General features: G+C 37.4%; 25 protein-coding genes, 1 tRNA gene and 2 pseudogenes. 15 read left to right on the top strand and 13 right to left on the bottom strand.

Translation table 11 applies throughout. From position 1 onward, the window contains the following. Window positions 1–26: 26 nt before the first annotated feature. The 4 genes and pseudogenes from zapE to M5E07_RS09565 all read left to right on the top strand — a co-directional run. Window positions 27–1,175, top strand: coding sequence for a cell division protein ZapE (zapE, locus tag M5E07_RS09580; protein WP_116758975.1), 1,149 nt, complete (start codon window positions 27–29; stop codon window positions 1,173–1,175). Window positions 1,176–1,535: 360 nt separating this feature from the next. Continuing rightward, window positions 1,536–3,701 carry a malate synthase G gene (locus tag M5E07_RS09575; RefSeq protein WP_252218804.1) on the top strand — a complete coding sequence of 722 codons (2,166 nt, stop codon included), beginning with the start codon at window positions 1,536–1,538 and terminating at the stop codon, window positions 3,699–3,701. Between the two features lie 67 nt (window positions 3,702–3,768). Further along, the gene (locus M5E07_RS09570; RefSeq protein WP_252218802.1) at window positions 3,769–4,251 is read left to right on the top strand and encodes a hypothetical protein; all 483 of its coding nucleotides are present in this window, start codon (window positions 3,769–3,771) and stop codon (window positions 4,249–4,251) included. Between the two features lie 18 nt (window positions 4,252–4,269). Further along, a pseudogene (locus M5E07_RS09565) lies at window positions 4,270–4,722 on the top strand (SOS response-associated peptidase family protein); the annotation flags it as partial. Window positions 4,723–4,851: 129 nt separating this feature from the next. Here M5E07_RS09565 and M5E07_RS09560 read toward each other — a convergent pair. The 5 genes from M5E07_RS09560 to M5E07_RS09540 all read right to left on the bottom strand — a co-directional run bounded on the left by M5E07_RS09560 (window position 4,852) and on the right by M5E07_RS09540 (window position 7,119). Further along, a complete protein-coding gene (locus M5E07_RS09560) occupies window positions 4,852–5,073 on the bottom strand; it encodes a hypothetical protein (protein ID WP_252223775.1) in 222 nt (73 codons plus the stop codon). After that, window positions 5,073–5,672 (bottom strand): HNH endonuclease signature motif containing protein, encoded by a 600-nt coding sequence (locus M5E07_RS09555; protein ID WP_252218800.1) that lies wholly within the window; start codon window positions 5,670–5,672, stop codon window positions 5,073–5,075. Before M5E07_RS09555 ends, M5E07_RS09560 begins: the two co-directional genes overlap by 1 nt. A gap of 3 nt (window positions 5,673–5,675) precedes the next feature. Then, complete coding sequence (locus M5E07_RS09550) at window positions 5,676–5,918, bottom strand: hypothetical protein (RefSeq protein ID WP_252218798.1); 243 nt, start codon at window positions 5,916–5,918, stop codon at window positions 5,676–5,678. A gap of 157 nt (window positions 5,919–6,075) precedes the next feature. Continuing rightward, a complete protein-coding gene (locus tag M5E07_RS09545) occupies window positions 6,076–6,816 on the bottom strand; it encodes an ERF family protein (protein WP_252218796.1) in 741 nt (246 codons plus the stop codon). A gap of 12 nt (window positions 6,817–6,828) precedes the next feature. Then, on the bottom strand, window positions 6,829–7,119 hold the full coding sequence (locus M5E07_RS09540) for a hypothetical protein (RefSeq protein ID WP_252218794.1): 291 nt from the start codon (window positions 7,117–7,119) through the stop codon (window positions 6,829–6,831). A gap of 471 nt (window positions 7,120–7,590) precedes the next feature. On the opposite strand from M5E07_RS09540, the gene M5E07_RS16325 reads away from it, so the two are divergent. Beyond that, a complete protein-coding gene (locus tag M5E07_RS16325; protein ID WP_286675270.1) occupies window positions 7,591–7,716 on the top strand; it encodes a hypothetical protein in 126 nt (41 codons plus the stop codon). Here the strand turns inward: M5E07_RS16325 and M5E07_RS09535 are convergent. The 8 genes and pseudogenes from M5E07_RS09535 to M5E07_RS09505 form a co-directional block, all read right to left on the bottom strand. Then, a complete protein-coding gene (locus tag M5E07_RS09535; protein ID WP_252218792.1) occupies window positions 7,713–7,931 on the bottom strand; it encodes a hypothetical protein in 219 nt (72 codons plus the stop codon). The two genes, M5E07_RS16325 and M5E07_RS09535, sit on opposite strands and share 4 nt — an antisense overlap. A 53-nt stretch (window positions 7,932–7,984) precedes the next feature. Continuing rightward, on the bottom strand, window positions 7,985–8,200 hold the full coding sequence (locus M5E07_RS09530) for a hypothetical protein (protein WP_252218789.1): 216 nt from the start codon (window positions 8,198–8,200) through the stop codon (window positions 7,985–7,987). A 2-nt stretch (window positions 8,201–8,202) separates the two neighbouring features. Continuing rightward, window positions 8,203–8,352 (bottom strand): annotated as a pseudogene (locus M5E07_RS16400) (LexA family transcriptional repressor); the annotation flags it as partial. Beyond that, window positions 8,336–8,674, bottom strand: coding sequence for a hypothetical protein (locus M5E07_RS09525; protein WP_252218786.1), 339 nt, complete (start codon window positions 8,672–8,674; stop codon window positions 8,336–8,338). The gene M5E07_RS09525 and the pseudogene M5E07_RS16400, both read right to left, overlap by 17 nt. Before the next feature lie 66 nt (window positions 8,675–8,740). After that, a complete protein-coding gene (locus M5E07_RS09520) occupies window positions 8,741–9,205 on the bottom strand; it encodes a hypothetical protein (RefSeq protein ID WP_252218783.1) in 465 nt (154 codons plus the stop codon). After that, entirely contained in the window at window positions 9,186–9,518 is a 333-nt protein-coding gene (locus M5E07_RS09515) for an STAS-like domain-containing protein (RefSeq protein ID WP_252218780.1), read from the bottom strand. The genes M5E07_RS09520 and M5E07_RS09515 overlap by 20 nt, the downstream gene beginning before the upstream one ends. 10 nt (window positions 9,519–9,528) lie before the next feature. Beyond that, window positions 9,529–10,497 carry an ATP-binding protein gene (locus M5E07_RS09510; protein ID WP_252218777.1) on the bottom strand — a complete coding sequence of 323 codons (969 nt, stop codon included), beginning with the start codon at window positions 10,495–10,497 and terminating at the stop codon, window positions 9,529–9,531. Window positions 10,498–10,514: 17 nt separating this feature from the next. Beyond that, window positions 10,515–11,183, bottom strand: coding sequence for an XRE family transcriptional regulator (locus tag M5E07_RS09505; protein ID WP_252218774.1), 669 nt, complete (start codon window positions 11,181–11,183; stop codon window positions 10,515–10,517). Between the two features lie 132 nt (window positions 11,184–11,315). On the opposite strand from M5E07_RS09505, the gene M5E07_RS09500 reads away from it, so the two are divergent. The 10 genes from M5E07_RS09500 (at window position 11,316) to M5E07_RS09455 (ending at window position 15,596) form a co-directional block, all read left to right on the top strand. Beyond that, window positions 11,316–11,546, top strand: coding sequence for a hypothetical protein (locus M5E07_RS09500; RefSeq protein ID WP_252218771.1), 231 nt, complete (start codon window positions 11,316–11,318; stop codon window positions 11,544–11,546). 58 nt (window positions 11,547–11,604) lie between these two features. Further along, window positions 11,605–12,105: a phage regulatory CII family protein gene (locus M5E07_RS09495; protein ID WP_252218768.1), complete on the top strand. Its 501-nt coding sequence runs from the start codon at window positions 11,605–11,607 to the stop codon at window positions 12,103–12,105. A 51-nt stretch (window positions 12,106–12,156) separates the two neighbouring features. Then, the gene (locus M5E07_RS09490) at window positions 12,157–12,420 is read left to right on the top strand and encodes a hypothetical protein (RefSeq protein ID WP_252218765.1); all 264 of its coding nucleotides are present in this window, start codon (window positions 12,157–12,159) and stop codon (window positions 12,418–12,420) included. Next, on the top strand, window positions 12,417–12,725 hold the full coding sequence (locus M5E07_RS09485; RefSeq protein WP_252218762.1) for a hypothetical protein: 309 nt from the start codon (window positions 12,417–12,419) through the stop codon (window positions 12,723–12,725). Before M5E07_RS09490 ends, M5E07_RS09485 begins: the two co-directional genes overlap by 4 nt. Then, window positions 12,722–13,675 carry a helix-turn-helix domain-containing protein gene (locus M5E07_RS09480; protein WP_252218759.1) on the top strand — a complete coding sequence of 318 codons (954 nt, stop codon included), beginning with the start codon at window positions 12,722–12,724 and terminating at the stop codon, window positions 13,673–13,675. The genes M5E07_RS09485 and M5E07_RS09480 overlap by 4 nt, the downstream gene beginning before the upstream one ends. Further along, a complete protein-coding gene (locus M5E07_RS09475; protein WP_252218756.1) occupies window positions 13,672–14,085 on the top strand; it encodes a DUF1064 domain-containing protein in 414 nt (137 codons plus the stop codon). The genes M5E07_RS09480 and M5E07_RS09475 overlap by 4 nt, the downstream gene beginning before the upstream one ends. 9 nt (window positions 14,086–14,094) lie before the next feature. Next, window positions 14,095–14,535, top strand: a complete 441-nt coding sequence (locus M5E07_RS09470; RefSeq protein ID WP_252218753.1) for a hypothetical protein — start codon at window positions 14,095–14,097, stop codon at window positions 14,533–14,535. Window positions 14,536–14,547: 12 nt separating this feature from the next. Next, window positions 14,548–14,799: a hypothetical protein gene (locus M5E07_RS09465; RefSeq protein WP_252218750.1), complete on the top strand. Its 252-nt coding sequence runs from the start codon at window positions 14,548–14,550 to the stop codon at window positions 14,797–14,799. A gap of 427 nt (window positions 14,800–15,226) precedes the next feature. After that, window positions 15,227–15,463: a hypothetical protein gene (locus M5E07_RS09460; protein WP_252218748.1), complete on the top strand. Its 237-nt coding sequence runs from the start codon at window positions 15,227–15,229 to the stop codon at window positions 15,461–15,463. Between the two features lie 56 nt (window positions 15,464–15,519). Then, a tRNA-Met gene (locus tag M5E07_RS09455) sits at window positions 15,520–15,596 on the top strand. The last annotated feature ends 268 nt before the right edge of the window (window positions 15,597–15,864 follow it).

The following is a 15,864-nucleotide window of genomic DNA, read 5'->3' as shown; positions in this document are numbered from 1 at the left end:
CGTCAGACCAAAATAGTAATCAAGATATGTCGGATTTAAATCTTCACAGCACCGCCTTTGCTCCTTTATCACCAGCTGAACGTTATGCACAAGCCTTAGCTTCGGGGCAATTTATGCCTGATGAAGCTCAAGCGCAGGCCGTACACGAGTTAGATCGCGTCTGGCAAGAACTGATTCAACGCTATAAGGCATCAAAGAAAGCATTTCGTCGCTTCCGTCGTCAGACATCTCCACAAGGTGTTTATATGTGGGGTGGTGTGGGTCGAGGTAAAACATGGTTGATGGACCAGTTCTATGATTCGATTCCATTCCGTCGTAAAACACGTATGCATTTTCATCACTTTATGCAACATGTGCATCGTGAGCTGAATAAATTGTCTGGTCAGCGTAATCCTTTGGATGCGGTCGCAGATCAAATTTATAAAGATGCAGTGATTATCTGTTTTGATGAATTCTTCGTTACCAACGTTACGGATGCAATGATTCTGAGTGAGCTATTCCAGAAGTTGTTTAGCCGTGGTGTGACTTTGGTTGCGACATCAAATATTGCGCCAGATGGTTTGTATAAAAATGGGATTCATCGAGATCGTTTTATTCCAACTATTGAGATGGTGAAGAAGAATTGTGTCATCTTAAATGTAGATGCGGGTGTAGATTACCGTTTGCGTGTACTCAAGCAGGCACAATTGTTTAAACATCCATTAACGCATGACCATAAACTTTGGATTGCTCAGCGTTTTACGGCATTGACGCAAACTCAGCATCAGTCGCAAGAACCGATTGTGATCAATAATCGTCTGGTAGAAACTATTGGTCATACTGAAGATGTATTGTGGTGTGAGTTTTCTGAACTGTGCTTGAAACCTCGTAGTCCAGCCGACTTTATTGAAATTGCGAATATCTATAACACGGTACTGGTAAGTAATGTCCCGCATTTAACTGATTATCTGTCGGAAGGGACGCGCCGATTCATTTATTTGGTCGATGAGTTTTATGACCGCGGAGTCAAATTGTTGCTGACGTCGCAAGATACGATCATTGATATTTATCAAGGTGAAAAGTTGGCATTTGAAATTGAACGAACACGTTCGCGCTTACTTGAAATGCAATCCGATGACTATTTGCATTCAGAACACCGACTCATTGAGAAATCTGCCAAAGATTTTAACGAATAAATAAAGAAACGCCATTAAATGGCGTTTTTTTATGGGTGAAAGTATTGTATGTTAAATCAACATTTTTTCTTGTATAAGGAAATGTGAATACCTCAAAACAAGTAAAAATTCAAGAAATGAGGCAGGTTCGAAGTAACGCTGAACTTAAGTCTAATTTCGACATTTCAAAAACTTAATACACTGTAAAAAGAGTATTCATGAACGTGATAATACAAACTAAATAGGATTTTATTTGATGAAGTCAATATTTATTGCACAGAAAATGCTTACTATTTAGGAATGTGATATTCGTATTCAGAAAAGTATAAATAGGTATACTGGAATCTCTTGTTATAAAAAGTAGCAATATCAGGAAAGACAATGACTGTACGTATTCAAAAGGGTAAGTTAGCGATTGCTAAAGAACTTTACGATTTCATCGAGAATGAAGCTTTACCAGGTTCTGGTTTGGACAGCGAAACATACTGGAAAAACTTTGAGCAAGTCGTTGTCGATCTTAGCCCAAAAAATAAAGCGCTTTTAGCTAAGCGTGAAGATCTTCAGGCTAAAATTGATGAATGGCACCGCAACAACACATTTGAATTAGAAGCTTATAAAGCTTTCCTTAAAGAAATTGGCTACTTGGTACCAGAAGTAGAAGATTTCCAGATCAGCACAGAAAATGTTGATGAAGAAGTTGCATTATTGGCAGGTCCACAATTGGTCGTACCTGTGCGTAATGCGCGTTATTGCTTAAATGCGGCAAACGCTCGTTGGGGTTCTTTATACGATGCACTTTACGGCTTCGATGTAATCTCAGAAGATGGTGGCGCAGAAAAAGGTAAAGGCTATAACCCTGTACGTGGTGACAAAGTTATTGCATTTGCTAAAAATTTCTTAAACGAAACTTTCCCATTGGCACAAGGTTCACATGCAGACGCTACACGTTATGCAGTGGAAAATAATAAACTTGTTGTGACTTTAAAAGATGGTTCTACAACGGGTTTAGCACATGAAGCACAATTTGTTGGCTTCAATGGTGAAGAAGCGAATCCATCAGAAGTTATTCTACTCAATAATGGTTTACATGTCATTATTGAAATTGATGCAGCAAGCCCAGTGGGTAAAACAGATGCTGCTGGTGTTAAAGATTTAGTTCTTGAAGCAGCAATTACAACGATTCAGGATTTAGAAGACTCTGTTGCTGCTGTTGATGCTGAAGAAAAAGTAGAAGGCTACCGTAACTGGTTGGGCCTAATGAAAGGTGATTTACAAGAATCGATCGAGAAAAATGGTAAGACCATTACTCGTACATTAAATAAAGACCGTACCATTAAAAACTTGATTGGTGGTACGACAACTTTACATGGTCGCTCGTTAATGCTTCTACGTAATGTCGGTCATTTAATGACGAACCCTGCTATTTTGGTCGATGGCGAAGAAATTTTTGAAGGCATTATGGATGCTTTGGTAACACCGTTACTCAGTGTTGCTGATATTCGTGGTCAAAATGAGAACAAGAACTCTCGTAAAGGTTCAATGTATATAGTTAAACCAAAAATGCATGGACCAGAAGAAGTTGCATTTGCAGTTGAATTGTTTGAACGTGCAGAACAAGCAATTGGCTTACCGACGAAGTCTTTAAAAATCGGTATTATGGACGAAGAGCGCCGTACATCAGTTAACTTGAAAAACTGTATTGAGGCTGCTAAAGACCGTACGATCTTTATTAACACTGGTTTTATGGACCGTACAGGTGATGAAATCCATACTTCTATGGAAGCAGCACCAGTTGTTCGTAAAGAAGCAGTGAAAACACAAAAATGGATTGCAGCTTACGAAAACCGTAACGTAGCAATTGGTTTAGAGTGTGGTTTGCAAGGTAAGGCGCAAATTGGTAAAGGTATGTGGCCTAAGCCAGACAGTATGAAAGATATGTTAGCGACTAAAGCTGCACATCCAAATGCTGGTGCATCATGTGCTTGGGTGCCATCACCAGCGGGTGCTGCTCTACATGCGATGCATTACCATCAAGTGAATGTAAAAGCACGCCAAGATCAGTTAAAAGCTGAACAAATGCTTTCTTTAGATGATTTGTTAACGCCTCCGTTTGCTCCAGAGACTAACTGGTCGGCTGAAGAGATCAACAATGAACTTGAAAATAACTGTCAAGGTATCTTGGGTTATGTAGTTCGTTGGGTCGACTTGGGTGTAGGTTGCTCTAAAGTTCCAGATATCAACAACGTTGGTTTAATGGAAGACCGTGCAACATTACGTATTTCTTCACAACACGTTGCAAACTGGTTACGTCACGGTATCGTTACACGTGAACAAGTTGAAGAAGTCTTGAAACGCATGGCTAAAATTGTAGATGGTCAAAATGCTGATGATCCATTGTATACACCAATGGCAACAGACTTTGATAACAATATCGCTTTCCAAGCAGCTTCTGATTTAATCTTCAAGGGGGGTGTTCAGCCTTCAGGTTACACTGAGCCATTGTTACATGCTGCACGTTTGAAACTTAAAGGTTATACAGGTGACTAATATTACCTTATAGGTTTGTGGAGGTATCTGGTTGATAGATACCTCTTTTTTTTAATAGAGAAGAAAAATGTATTTTTGGAACACGAATAAATTAATTGATGATTTGAAAAATGAACGTTTAGCTGATAAAGATTATAAAAACTATTATTTGATAAGTGCTTCTGTTACTTTTTTAATGATGTTTGCTATTCGCTTTTCCCCTGTTGTTGATATCGTACCTAGCACTATTAATACGGTAATTACTATCTTAATGCTCATCATTGCCGTGAATTTTTGTTTTACTGCAAATGGTGGAGGTCATGGAAAGCAGTTTCTTAATCGTTTAATTTGTATTAGCTTGCCAATTACTATAAAGATCTTTTTAGTATATTTCTTATTATTTGTCTTTATTGTGATTATTTTGGTGTTTTCTATGAGATTTATAGATATCTCTCAGACTCAAAAAATATTTTCTCCCTATCAAGGATGGATATCATTAGTTACTTCAATTCTTGTACAAGCAATTATGTATTGGCGTTTTTATGTGGCTTTTAAAAAGATTAACAACTAAAAATCGGTAGACCTGAAGATGTGTGCCAATTTTAAACCTCTAACCTTGTCGCAACTACAGCAATTCGGCTTGCCACAAATTCCATTTGAATATCTGGAAGAGGTTTATCCGAGTTATAAAACTCCGTTATTGTTTAAATCTGAGCATGGATTTGAGTGGCGAGAAGTATTATTTGGTTTCGTGCCGAAATGGGCTGAAGATGCCAGTGCCTCTAAGCGTACTTATAATGCTAGACATGAGACAATTTTTGAAAAGCCTAGCTTTCAGGATGCGGCTTATAAATGTAAGTTTGGTGTAATTCCAGTCACTGAGTTTTATGAAAGTAAATATATTGAAAATAAACCACAACGATGGGGTGTGAGGCGTAAAGACGGCAAAGCCTTTTTTATTGCTGCAATTTATGAAATTTGTAAAATCAATAATGAAATCATTCGTTCCGCAGCCATGCTGACGATGGATGCTATTCAACATTCATAACATAAATATATGAAAAATATAATTAATTATTTATGCTTGTTGGATATTACTCACAATATTACTCACATTTAATTTTATTGTAAAAAAAAGGCCGCCAAATGCGACCTGTGATTTATATCTATTTCATGCATTCAGCGATGCAATATTATCATCATCTGGATTCACGATACACTCCAAAACATAACTGTTCAACCAGTAGTTTTTTCGACCATCTTTCATTGGTGGTTTAATACGGCCACCGTTTATTCTTGCGTACAACTCCTTTTCTGAAATATTCATTCTTAGAGCAAATTCCGCAGTGGAAATTCTACGTTCTGTATTTGTTAAATCAATTGCAACCCCCATCATGTCACCTCCTTAATAAGCTCATACTTTCTATTTTTAATCTTGGCCATAAGTAGGCAAGATTCATTATTTTCAGGATTGGCCAACTTCTGAAAACTTTGGTTATAACGAACCATGTCGGCTCTGCTCATCAGAATTAAGTTTTCTAATCTGCAATCTGTTTTGTCCTGGTTCTTAAATGCTAGAACTTGATTATTAGGGATAGGTCCATGAGCACTTTCCCAAATAACCCGATGCTTTAAATCAAATACGTTTGGCTCTGCGGTTTTAATCAAGACATAACCATCCTTTGAACAAATACGCTCATAGCCGATAGGCTTCTTGTTCCAGGCTATCTGCCCAGCTTTAAAGTTTCCTGAGTTTGGCTTACAGATACCCTTGGTACCTGTATTCCAAGGTTTTGAACCCTTCTCAAAACATCCAGTTCTACCCGTATTCCATTTATTGCGTTTGCACAAAGAGCTGATCTGATCGACTGTGAATGTTTTGTTAAACATCTCATTAACTTTCTGGGTTAATTCTCTTCGCCCCAACAAGCAGTTAGATTTAATAAAATCTAACTGCTCTGTGGTGTATTTAATTGCAGTACCTTTTGGCATAGCTCACCCAATCAAAGATTGTGGAACAAGGGCAGGATCTGCATTCTTAATTCCACGATATTCGGCTACAAGCTTTGCAGCATTAAGACGCATGTTGTTATTCTTGATGACCTGTTCGCTAATTTTCTCAATCGCTTCAGCTTTTTGGATTTCAGCTTCAAGTGCGCTGCCTTTTAACTCTGGATTGCTTAGGCGATTAAGTTGAGCGAATAAGACAGCGTTTAAATCCATAGGAGTATTATTCATTTTGTTCTCCAAAGCGCTTCTTTGAACTTCGCATTAATCACAAGTTCTTCAATTTCACCAACACTGACGTTGTCAAAAACATGTGTCATCTTTGCCCCGAACACTGTGAGCGTTCGGGTGATTGTTGAGTATTTGAATTTCATAAGCAGCCCTCGGGTTAATGACGCAAAGATTGCTGTTGTTGATTTTGTTGAGGAGGAACTTCATCCCAACCCATCCGATCTGCCCGAGCGCGGCATGCACGCCGTATTGCTTCGTTGTATTGTGTATTTGCAAAAGTATTTATCGCTTTATCGAGCGTTTGAGGTTTTTTGGCCTCACGAATCGCTATAAGGGCATCGTTATAGCGTTGCCCAATGGTTTTTTGTTGTTGGCCATTACCATTTTGCTGATTGCTAGGATTACCGTTAGCTTGTTGAGTTCGGTTATTGTTCTGCTGCGAGTTATTTCGAGCATCATTGTTGACCTGATTATGATATTCATCAGAGTCATAGTCTTTGGTGTCATCAATCAGGAATAAGCCATTCAGGGCATACTTACGCGCATAAGAACTAGATGCACCAAAAGTTTGAGCTACATCCATACCTTTCTTACTGATCTCTACACCTGCATGGGCTTGAACCGTAGTTTCTTTACCATTGGTATCGGTAAAGATAACTTTTGCTGTTACGACTACAACAGGTCCAACTTCCTGAACTTCGTCAGTAATAACCAGTGAGGCATTGTATTTTTGCAGTAGGGGTTTAACTGCTTCCAGAATGTCTTCACAGTTACGGTAGTTATAGTTACCAAAGGTATTACGCTTACTTTTAGGTGCTTTAAGTTCAAGTTGAATAAGCTGCAATACGTTTACTGGTTGTTCTACAGCATTTATGTTTTGTTGATTTGTATTTGTCATATCCGTTACTCCTTAAGCCCAAACTCGTCCCATGCGTTTTTTATACGCACGACGGTCTCGTGAAGGGATGTGTGAAGACTGCAAGCCAATTGCCAAAGCTTTGCGCTTTTGGAATGTGCGCTCACGCTCACGAGCCTCTTGAACCCATGGCAGTGCTTCTAAGCTTTTGCGCAAAACCTCATTAAGGTTGTCTAAGCTAAGTAGCCAATTAACGTATCCATGGTTAAGATCAATAAGGGCAGTGCCTTTAAACTTCCCGAAGTTAATGACTTCTGTGGTTTCCACTTTAGAGTTTGCATTCATGGCTTAACTCCTGCTTTAACGATGTGCTCAACTTGAGCGGCGGTTGCATGTTGATCCACCGTGCAACTGAAAAGACCTGAAATAATCGAAACGCTACAGATGATTGCTGTGATAGAGGCGCGCACTAAACCCGACTTGCTTTTGTACTGAATAGTGTTTTCAGGAGTAGGCGGCTGGTGAAGAAAAGGAGTTGTATTGCTTTGGTTCTTTACGAACTCTGGCATTTGACTGTGGCATATAGTTTGTTTCATACTTGTCTCACTCTTTGAGTAAAAGCACATTTGATTTCGAGGTCTGGTGTGCTTTTTTGTTATCTGGTGAAATAAATTAAACCTTAGATTTAATCTTAAATCAAGAATAAATAAACCAAAGATTGAAATAAAATTAAACTATAGATTTAAATAATTGATTCGTGTAATTTAATAGACAAAAGAAAACCCATCACTGGGATGGGTTGGTTGGAGTTTCACTATGTTAGATCACAATGAAAAACTTAAGCTTGTAATTGAGTTGATCAATGCCGGGTATGCCGATGCAGATAAAATTATCTACTGCATCAACAAAATTGAAAAAGAGTTATTTAAGAAAACAAATTAAAGAACATCTTTCACATCTACACCAGACCAACCTACAACTTTATGGCACTGATTATAGAGTTTTAGATAGTATTCCCGAGGGTTATTTTTCTTACCCTCATCTTTTCCTGTTACTCGCTCTGCTTCTGCAATTTTAGACATTAAGTCAAAAGCAACTCTTTCAACTGAATTATCTTTAATTTCAATTGGTCTGCTTACAGTGATACTATCGCTCATTACTTCCTCCACCCGATCTGTTCTAAGGAGCTGCGTCGGGTTCGCAGTTTTAATTACACAAAAAGCTGAATTCTCTTAAACTTCTTATTCATCTCAATTTGGATTTTATAGAATTTATCTTTATCAATTGATTCAATAAAATCTTTAAATGTATTTGCCTCAAGAAGTCTATAAATAAATCTCTCACCAGTCTTAAGCACTACAGTTAATAAGAGGTGCTGATAAAGCACATAGCTGATTTTGCGAGAATTTACTTCAATTTTTTGCATCTTTAGTATTTAAACTTCCTATTGTGAGCCACAACAACGCCAATTATTGAGATATCTATCTGATTTGATTTAAGTGTTGTAAAATCAGGATTTAATGGCACAAACTTAATAATATCAACATCAAATTCATTAACCCTAACATTGAATGTTGTCTTTTCCTTTGTAGTAATCCAAAGCTAATTTTAAATCTTGATCTAGCTTGACTTGAGTAAATTCGTTAGGGAAATGTTTAAGCAAAAGAGGAGCATACTCTTTATTGTAAACATTTGGATAATCAATACACAGAATTTGTTTGCGCTCAGTCAAAGCAGTTTTAGGATCATCTAATTTATCTAAATATCCATTAATAATTGCATCTAACTTCTCGAATCGTGCAGATGTATCCCTGTCGGTCACTGGAGGAGCGGATTCTTGTTTTGAGCAGCTAGTAATTACAAACGACAAGAGGAGTAGGATGAGTATTTTATTTTTCATATTAGATGTCTTATTGTTCGGAAAAGAATTAGTAAAAATAAAAGTCCGTGTAACTTTAAATAAAAACTAAGGTAGAAACTTTTCTAAAGAGTCCAGCAATTTAATTGATTTTTGAATGATGTCATCTAATTTTTCCTCTCTATTGGGGAATATTTCAATCTTAATAGATTTATTTTCAATTGGTGTATCACTAAATATTAAGTCCTTATAGTCTTCAATTAATCGATTTATTAAATCCCTGTTAGCTTCAATTCTCTTTTTGGAGTTATAGAATTTACCTGTAGGAAAAGTTTTAACATCCAGTTGAACTAGATCAAGAAACATTGAAATGCGAGGATAGACATCTTCCTTCATATTCTGATTCGCAAAAACCTCTATGCATACCTTGTTGATTTCTTTTATGTTATCAGTGATATTTTTAAGAATTCGCAATTGATTGGTTTCATGGTTTTTATATAGAAAACTAATCAAAGCAAAAGCAAAGCCAAAAATAGCAAATATTAACTTTGCATCAAACTGGTTTAGCATCATTTATGTACTCAAATATTCTGTCTTTAATAATTTTTCTCGGGCTAATTATCTCAAGAATTTGGTGTAGTTTTCTTTTATCAAAACCTTCAACTCTAACTAAGCCACCGAAGCTCTCTTCCAAAAATGATGAGCCTGCCATCGTTACTAGCGAAAAATCCAAAATCAATTTTTGGTTTGGTTTCAGTTGTTTTAAGTATGGTACTAAAACTTGCTCTCTAAACTTTTGACCAGAGTGTTCTCCATCAGTATAGAAGCGGCCTGCTGGGCGAGGGTAAAATTGCTCACCAACATTAATTCTGATGTGATTGTCCATGATAATAACCTTACGAATTTACTGATGATAAAGAGTTTTTAACAGGAATGCTCCAGTACACAATAGTACCATTAACTGGATTTGCATATGACCTTTTGCCTTGTTCCGAGGACCAAGCACCTCTTCTGCTTAAGACGTGAATATAGGTATCACTTCTGACCTCTTTAACTTGAATAATATTATCAAATCCCTTGCCTCTATGTGAGTCATTTGTAGAACTCTTTCTCCAAGTTGTAGCTAATTCAATGCGATCAGCATCAGCTTTTTCGCTCCATTTAATTTGAAGAGAATCTTTAATTTTTTCTCCAAGAGATTTTGGAGCAGTTTTTGGAATCGTCATCCCAAGATCGGAGATAATAATATCGCAGCGTGTATCAGATATTCCTACAAATAATAGCCATTTTTTATAGTTTGAATTCTTATCGTATCCATGATGTACAACATTAGATACGGCTTCTGAAATTGCTGTACTTACAATAAACTCTTCATCAGGATCATTTAAGACCTCATGTAAGGCATTTTGAATTTCTATAAATTCGTCACCAAAATCGGCAGTTTCTCCCATCATGTAATACCAGTTATCAACAACTCTATGCTTGAACTCAAAGGATGGTATTCCCATTCTATTATGGACACCTAATTTACTTAACATTGATTTAACAATCGGAGCTTGGGCGGTTCTACCTTTAATGTTTAAAGATGGTAATTTTGCCAGCTGATGTAAGAAATGAATCGTGCCATCAGGCATCAATGTATCAACCTTATTAAAATCAATAAAACAACATTGACGCGATGCATGCTTCATTTGCATTTTTTCAATATTTCGTAATACATTGTCTCTGAATTTACTATTAAAAAGGGATAGTTTCTGTGGCATTCCCAAATGGTATGTAGGTCTATTCTTTGCTTTTTGATTATTAAGGTGCTGAAGGTTAAGTAATTTAATTCTGAGCCGTTCTTTATTAGAAATTTTTTTCATTAAGTAACCTATTCGTTTTACCCAGCTCGCCAAAATTGACGACCAATAACTTTAAAATTTTTGCCGTTTTCTTCAGTTACAACTTTATCTCTATATTTTTCATTAAGGCTATGAAGAATTAATGAACCATCAGCTTCTTTGAAGATTTGCTTAATCATTCCATCACCAGCAAGGTAAACAGCATAAATCTCACCATCAACAATGTCTGTTTGTGCAAGGTTGATTCCGACCAGGTCACCATCCTTAATGAAATCAGCCATGCTATCGCCCTTGGCTTTGATGATCTTCATTGTTTTTTCAGTGACATTCTTATCTTTTAAGAACGATGGAGAGAAGGGAATTTTTCCATTGATAGCATCAAAGTGAAATTCAATGGATTCACCTGTACCACAAGAGAAACTTGCCTCTACAACATCGACCCAGATGAAGCGGTCTTTGATGTCATCAGTAGCTGTGATCGACTCTATTGTCTCCATATTGGATGCTTCAGCGGTTTTCCCAGTGAGCAACCAACCTGCATCCACATCAAGAATATTGGCAAGCTTTTCAATTGTATCCTTACCAATTTTACCCTTCTTCCAGTTTGTGGCTGCTTGAGCTGACAAGCCAATCTTGATTGCGGCGGCAGACCACTTAATACCTGCTTTATCAAGCGCAAATTGAATCCGATCAACTAAATTTTCCATGGGTAATTGCATAATAAACCTTTAGTTTAAAATTCTAATTGAATCCTACAAAAATAGAAGCAACCATAGATTGAATTAAAATTAAACCTATGATTTAATTTAATCGTGATTTTAAGAATGTGAGATTTAACTTTGAATCCTATCAAGCACGCCTTTAATGCTGTAGGCGGCCGATCCAAGGCGGCTGCTCTACTAAATCGCTCATATATGGCTATGAGCAAAATGGAGAAGCGCGGTGTTTTACCACGCACTGAATACACGGGTGAAACCAAATACGCTGAAATTCTCGCACAAAATAGCAATGGGGCTTTTACTGCTAAGTGGCTACTCAATGCAGCAAAACCAGAAAGTACAGCGGCATAAGGTAATTATGCCTCGGTCAATTTTTTAAAGAAACGTGAAATAAAACAAGGATTTCACAATGCAAGAAATATCACTAAGCAGTGAAGCGCAAACAGCACTTTTTAAAATGATTAACCAGACTAAAGGCATTTCGCCTAAGGAGATCGCCCAGGTTACTGGTGATTCGCATAACACAATTTGCAACTACGGCAACGTAAGAATGCCAAACCACTTACCAAGCTTAAAGAAGCTCGAAACAATCATGATGTTCACGCAAAGCTCTGAACTTATAAAAGTATGGGCACATCAATTGGGCTATGCCTTGGTTCCAGTGAACTGCGATCCAAGCAAGCACCATGAGTTGTCAATTTTTGAGGCAATGATGCAACACAACATTAAGAGTGGAAAAGCTAACCATGTTGTGTACGAGGCTTATGAAGATGGGGTGATTACACCTGCTGAGTACGAAGAGATCCATCAACTTACTCAAGGTTTAACAGAGCTGATTGCTGCGGTTGATCAGGCAGCACTTAAACAAATGAAGAAATACACAGCAAATTTTGAAAAAGAAAAAGCCTGATGGACTAGATCAGGCTTTTTGCGCTTTCTCAAAATTGATTGGAGGATCAAATTGAATACAACAAATTTAGCACAACAAGTAATTGAGCACAATGAAGATTTTTTAATCGGGGATGTCGTTGTACTTGAGGGTATTCCACTTGATTTTGATGCCCTTTACCACGTGACAGAGGTTTATGAAAACACAGTGGATGTTTTTATCGGCATGGGAATTTTGACAATAAATAAAAGATTTGTCCGTAGTGCTTCAACCACGGAACTTATGACAAAACGCCGTCTAACCGAAGCTGAACATTCAATAGCGGAGGTTCCATGATTACCAACAAGGTACTTAAGAAACAACCTGAGCATAAACACGCTCAAGGTGTCCAGTCATGGTATGAGCCAGCACTTCGCACATTAGGGGGTTTGCTAGAGATCCGAAGAGCAAACTTGCGCAGGATTAACAATGACGAATCAAAAGCTGCAGTAATGCGAAGTGAATTAATAGAAATGCTGATGACCGAACATCGAATCTCGGCTTGGTATGCAGGAGAGATCATTTTCAGCCTGTTACGTGCCGAGCGAATCATAATGTTTGGTCGCTTTATACAGATTATTGAAAAGGAAGGTGAAGCGTGAGCCTAGATGCAACTAAATGGGCATGGGGTGTTCAATTTCCTGATCGCAAAAATGGAAGTTTAAAGCCGCTAAAACGATTGGTGCTTTTGTCACTTGCTGATCGTGCTGGAGAAGACCACACCTGTTACCCAAGTGTTAACCGTTTAAAAGAAGACACCACACTTGACCGTAAAACCGTATTGAAGATTATTGCTGAACTTATTGAAGATGGCTTAATTCAAGATACAGGGGAGCGTAAAGGAGCAACCAAACAAGTTAAGGTTTACCGCTTGTGTGGTGTTTCTGGACGAGAAAATAAAACAGTCCCAACAACGGAACACTTTAATCATGAAAGCCCCGATTTAAACAGTCCCAATAATGGAACAGTACCAACAACGGAACAGTTCCATTGTTCCTCTGAAACAGTCCCAACAATCCCACCTAACAGTCCCAACGATGGGACACGGAATCTACCAAAGAATCTTCCAGATGAATCTAAAAATAAAAAAGATTGGCTTTGCTTCAAAAAACTGCGAGAAGAAATTTCTTTGGCCGATGACAGCATCGATCCAAAAACTATCCTGACAGCGAAATGGGCTGAACGGGAAAAACGAGCATTCGAGATTTACAACCAAGACAAATCCCTATGTGATGAACTCATGAACTTCCACTTTGCCGACTGGTTGCTGAACGCATATCGCAACAAGTATTCCCAAGAGACCAAAGCGGGATACAGCAAAACACCTACAGCCAATAATCCAAAACACCTGACTGAAAAACAGATAGCCACTTTCGCACAGAAACTTGCTCACCATCCTGAGTTTTCAGGCAAGTACAGCGAACCAGGTGAGTCCTTTGAAAAACTCGCAGCACGTATCGCCGTAAAACTTGAAGATCCAACCCAAGCCAAAAAATGGGAACCCTACCTGAAACAGGTTGGCTTTAGCGGCAACTTGAAGGAGTTGGCATGAGTTCAATCAGCATTGCCAAGTACCGTGAAATGTTTCCACAGCCTAAGCAACCGAAGGGAAAGAGCAAAGGCAACAAGTTCAAAGCCATGAAGGTTGAACTGGATGGAATCACCTTTGACAGCAAGAAAGAGTTTCAACGGTATATCGAACTTAAGGCAATGCAGCAACGCGGTGAGATCAGAGATCTAAAGCACCATACCAAATTTGAATTGGCACCGAAGACGAAAATTGAAGGGGAGAAACGAGCAAAACCAGCATTACGTTATTTTGCTGATTTCACGTATTACCGCAGTACTGGAGAGTTTGTAGTGGAAGATGTGAAGTCAGTAGCGACAAGAAAATTAGCGAGTTATCGCAATAAAAAGCACCTTATGAAAACAGTGCACAACATAGACGTAAGAGAAGTTTGAGGATAGAGCATGAATGCAGCAGTTAATACACAAACAATGAATTGGGCTAAATATAATATTGATGGATGGTTAGAGCAGTTTGGGGCTTGGTGTGAGACTGTTCGCATGAAAGGCGGTGGCTTACCAGATGGATTACATGTGAATCAGATCTATTGGTTAATACAAGAAGTAGACAAAACACCTCGCAAGAGTAAGTCATACATTAAGTGTGAAATTAGTGATTTTGAAGCCGATCATATACAGGCTTTGCTTAAAAGCATATTTAAGAGCGGAAATACTGATTTTACTACTAAATTTGCATTGATGTGCTTAGTGAAAAATAAAGTTGAAAACAAAGGTCTAAGTAAAGTTGCTGAGGAAACAAATCAATCTAGAGCGCAAGCCGCAATTATGGTGAGTTGTGCTAGATTTTACTTAGCTGGGCATGATAAAAGATTAAGAAATCAATAAAAAGACAATAAAATGCAAAAGAGAGTAAGACTTGTAATTGTTCAAGGAGTTTCAAGAGACGATATTTTTAAATTTTCAGACAATGTAATTGGTTTAAAAGGCAATGTTTCGATTAGCACAACTATGCATAACAAACAGTTGCTTTTACATTTACAGCTTTTCGAACGTAGTGATGAGATTGCCGCCAAAGAGGCAATTCAGATTTTAATATCTGTATTGTATTTGCAAGGGTTTCTGCAAAATCACGATTTTGATTTAAGTTGACTGTCTAGACGCAATATGGCATATTTCTGCTATAGTGGACGAAGTTATAGTAATTCACTAAATATTTAAAAGCTCATCAAATGATGAGCTTTTTGCATTCTGATAGAAAATTATTTTGAATGTGTATTTTAAATGCATTTTGGTATTGCAATATCTGTAGAATTTCTGCAAAATTCTCGTCAGATTTAGTAGATAGTTCCCTGACTAATCTTTTAAATTTTAATAGCCTGCAATTGATTTGCGGGCTTTTTTTGTTACATCCTTTAGTCTTAAATAGGTGGTTGAATTATAGGCTTTTTTATTTCATCCAATTACTCTATCCTTTTGAAAAAACTGAGCAAAAATAAAGTATTTTTTTGCTTTCTATATCTGGTTTGCTTTGGCTACTCATGTAAATATGAATTATTGGCATACTTAAGGTAACAGAATGAGTAGCTCTAACTTAGAATTTTTAGATCAAGCAATTGATAAGTATCAAAAGAAGAATAAGAGACTTTTAAAGTTTCTTATTGGTCGTGATTTATATAGTCAATTGATGTCAAATCCAGTATTTGCTGAAGAAGTGATAAATTCATCTTTTGATCCAGAGAATCGTTGTTATCGTGGTATAGGCTTTAAGATAACCAATAACGAATATGAGCTTACATTTGTCACAGGTGATTAATTTATAAATAAAGTTTGCTTAAGTTTGGTATAGGGCGTATAAAGTCAACTCGTTGATGCGGGATGGAGCAGTCTGGTAGCTCGTCGGGCTCATAACCCGAAGGTCGTTGGTTCAAATCCAGCTCCCGCTACCAACGAAGAAAGATTCAAAGTTTATAGCCCAGTCTTCTGTTTAGATTGGGTTTTTTTATGCTTATAGGGTTATTTGTACTGATTTAAGCTCATTAAATATTGAATAAATAAAACAATTCATTAAAATTTAATGAGCCATTATTGAGAATAAATAGCATGGGCCAACTAATAGCCTTCATAATTTTATTAATTTTTCTGTATTCACCTTTTATATTTACATCTCCAGTATCTAGAATCGGATCATTTTTTAGATTTTATTGTGGATACTTT

Source organism: Acinetobacter tibetensis, from assembly GCF_023824315.1.
GTDB lineage: Bacteria > Pseudomonadota > Gammaproteobacteria > Pseudomonadales > Moraxellaceae > Acinetobacter > Acinetobacter tibetensis.
Note: the sequence above shows the minus strand (reverse complement) of the source record. Positions and strands in the feature narration are given on the sequence as shown.

Coding starts and splice junctions, on each gene's coding strand:
- M5E07_RS09530 (WP_252218789.1), bottom strand. CDS start 8,200: ATGCAAAAAATTGAAGTAAATTCTCGCAAAATCAGCTATGTGCTTTAT.
- M5E07_RS09495 (WP_252218768.1), top strand. CDS start 11,605: ATGCAAGAAATATCACTAAGCAGTGAAGCGCAAACAGCACTTTTTAAA.
- M5E07_RS09525 (WP_252218786.1), bottom strand. CDS start 8,674: ATGAAAAATAAAATACTCATCCTACTCCTCTTGTCGTTTGTAATTACT.
- M5E07_RS16325 (WP_286675270.1), top strand. CDS start 7,591: ATGTTAGATCACAATGAAAAACTTAAGCTTGTAATTGAGTTGATCAAT.
- M5E07_RS09465 (WP_252218750.1), top strand. CDS start 14,548: ATGCAAAAGAGAGTAAGACTTGTAATTGTTCAAGGAGTTTCAAGAGAC.
- M5E07_RS09550 (WP_252218798.1), bottom strand. CDS start 5,918: ATGAATAATACTCCTATGGATTTAAACGCTGTCTTATTCGCTCAACTT.
- M5E07_RS09535 (WP_252218792.1), bottom strand. CDS start 7,931: ATGAGCGATAGTATCACTGTAAGCAGACCAATTGAAATTAAAGATAAT.
- M5E07_RS09540 (WP_252218794.1), bottom strand. CDS start 7,119: ATGAATGCAAACTCTAAAGTGGAAACCACAGAAGTCATTAACTTCGGG.
- M5E07_RS09460 (WP_252218748.1), top strand. CDS start 15,227: ATGAGTAGCTCTAACTTAGAATTTTTAGATCAAGCAATTGATAAGTAT.
- M5E07_RS09470 (WP_252218753.1), top strand. CDS start 14,095: ATGAATGCAGCAGTTAATACACAAACAATGAATTGGGCTAAATATAAT.
- M5E07_RS09545 (WP_252218796.1), bottom strand. CDS start 6,816: ATGACAAATACAAATCAACAAAACATAAATGCTGTAGAACAACCAGTA.
- M5E07_RS09570 (WP_252218802.1), top strand. CDS start 3,769: ATGTATTTTTGGAACACGAATAAATTAATTGATGATTTGAAAAATGAA.
- M5E07_RS09560 (WP_252223775.1), bottom strand. CDS start 5,073: ATGGGGGTTGCAATTGATTTAACAAATACAGAACGTAGAATTTCCACT.
- M5E07_RS09520 (WP_252218783.1), bottom strand. CDS start 9,205: ATGATGCTAAACCAGTTTGATGCAAAGTTAATATTTGCTATTTTTGGC.
- zapE (WP_116758975.1), top strand. CDS start 27: ATGTCGGATTTAAATCTTCACAGCACCGCCTTTGCTCCTTTATCACCA.
- M5E07_RS09475 (WP_252218756.1), top strand. CDS start 13,672: ATGAGTTCAATCAGCATTGCCAAGTACCGTGAAATGTTTCCACAGCCT.
- M5E07_RS09515 (WP_252218780.1), bottom strand. CDS start 9,518: ATGGACAATCACATCAGAATTAATGTTGGTGAGCAATTTTACCCTCGC.
- M5E07_RS09555 (WP_252218800.1), bottom strand. CDS start 5,672: ATGCCAAAAGGTACTGCAATTAAATACACCACAGAGCAGTTAGATTTT.
- M5E07_RS09510 (WP_252218777.1), bottom strand. CDS start 10,497: ATGAAAAAAATTTCTAATAAAGAACGGCTCAGAATTAAATTACTTAAC.
- M5E07_RS09575 (WP_252218804.1), top strand. CDS start 1,536: ATGACTGTACGTATTCAAAAGGGTAAGTTAGCGATTGCTAAAGAACTT.
- M5E07_RS09505 (WP_252218774.1), bottom strand. CDS start 11,183: ATGGAAAATTTAGTTGATCGGATTCAATTTGCGCTTGATAAAGCAGGT.
- M5E07_RS09485 (WP_252218762.1), top strand. CDS start 12,417: ATGATTACCAACAAGGTACTTAAGAAACAACCTGAGCATAAACACGCT.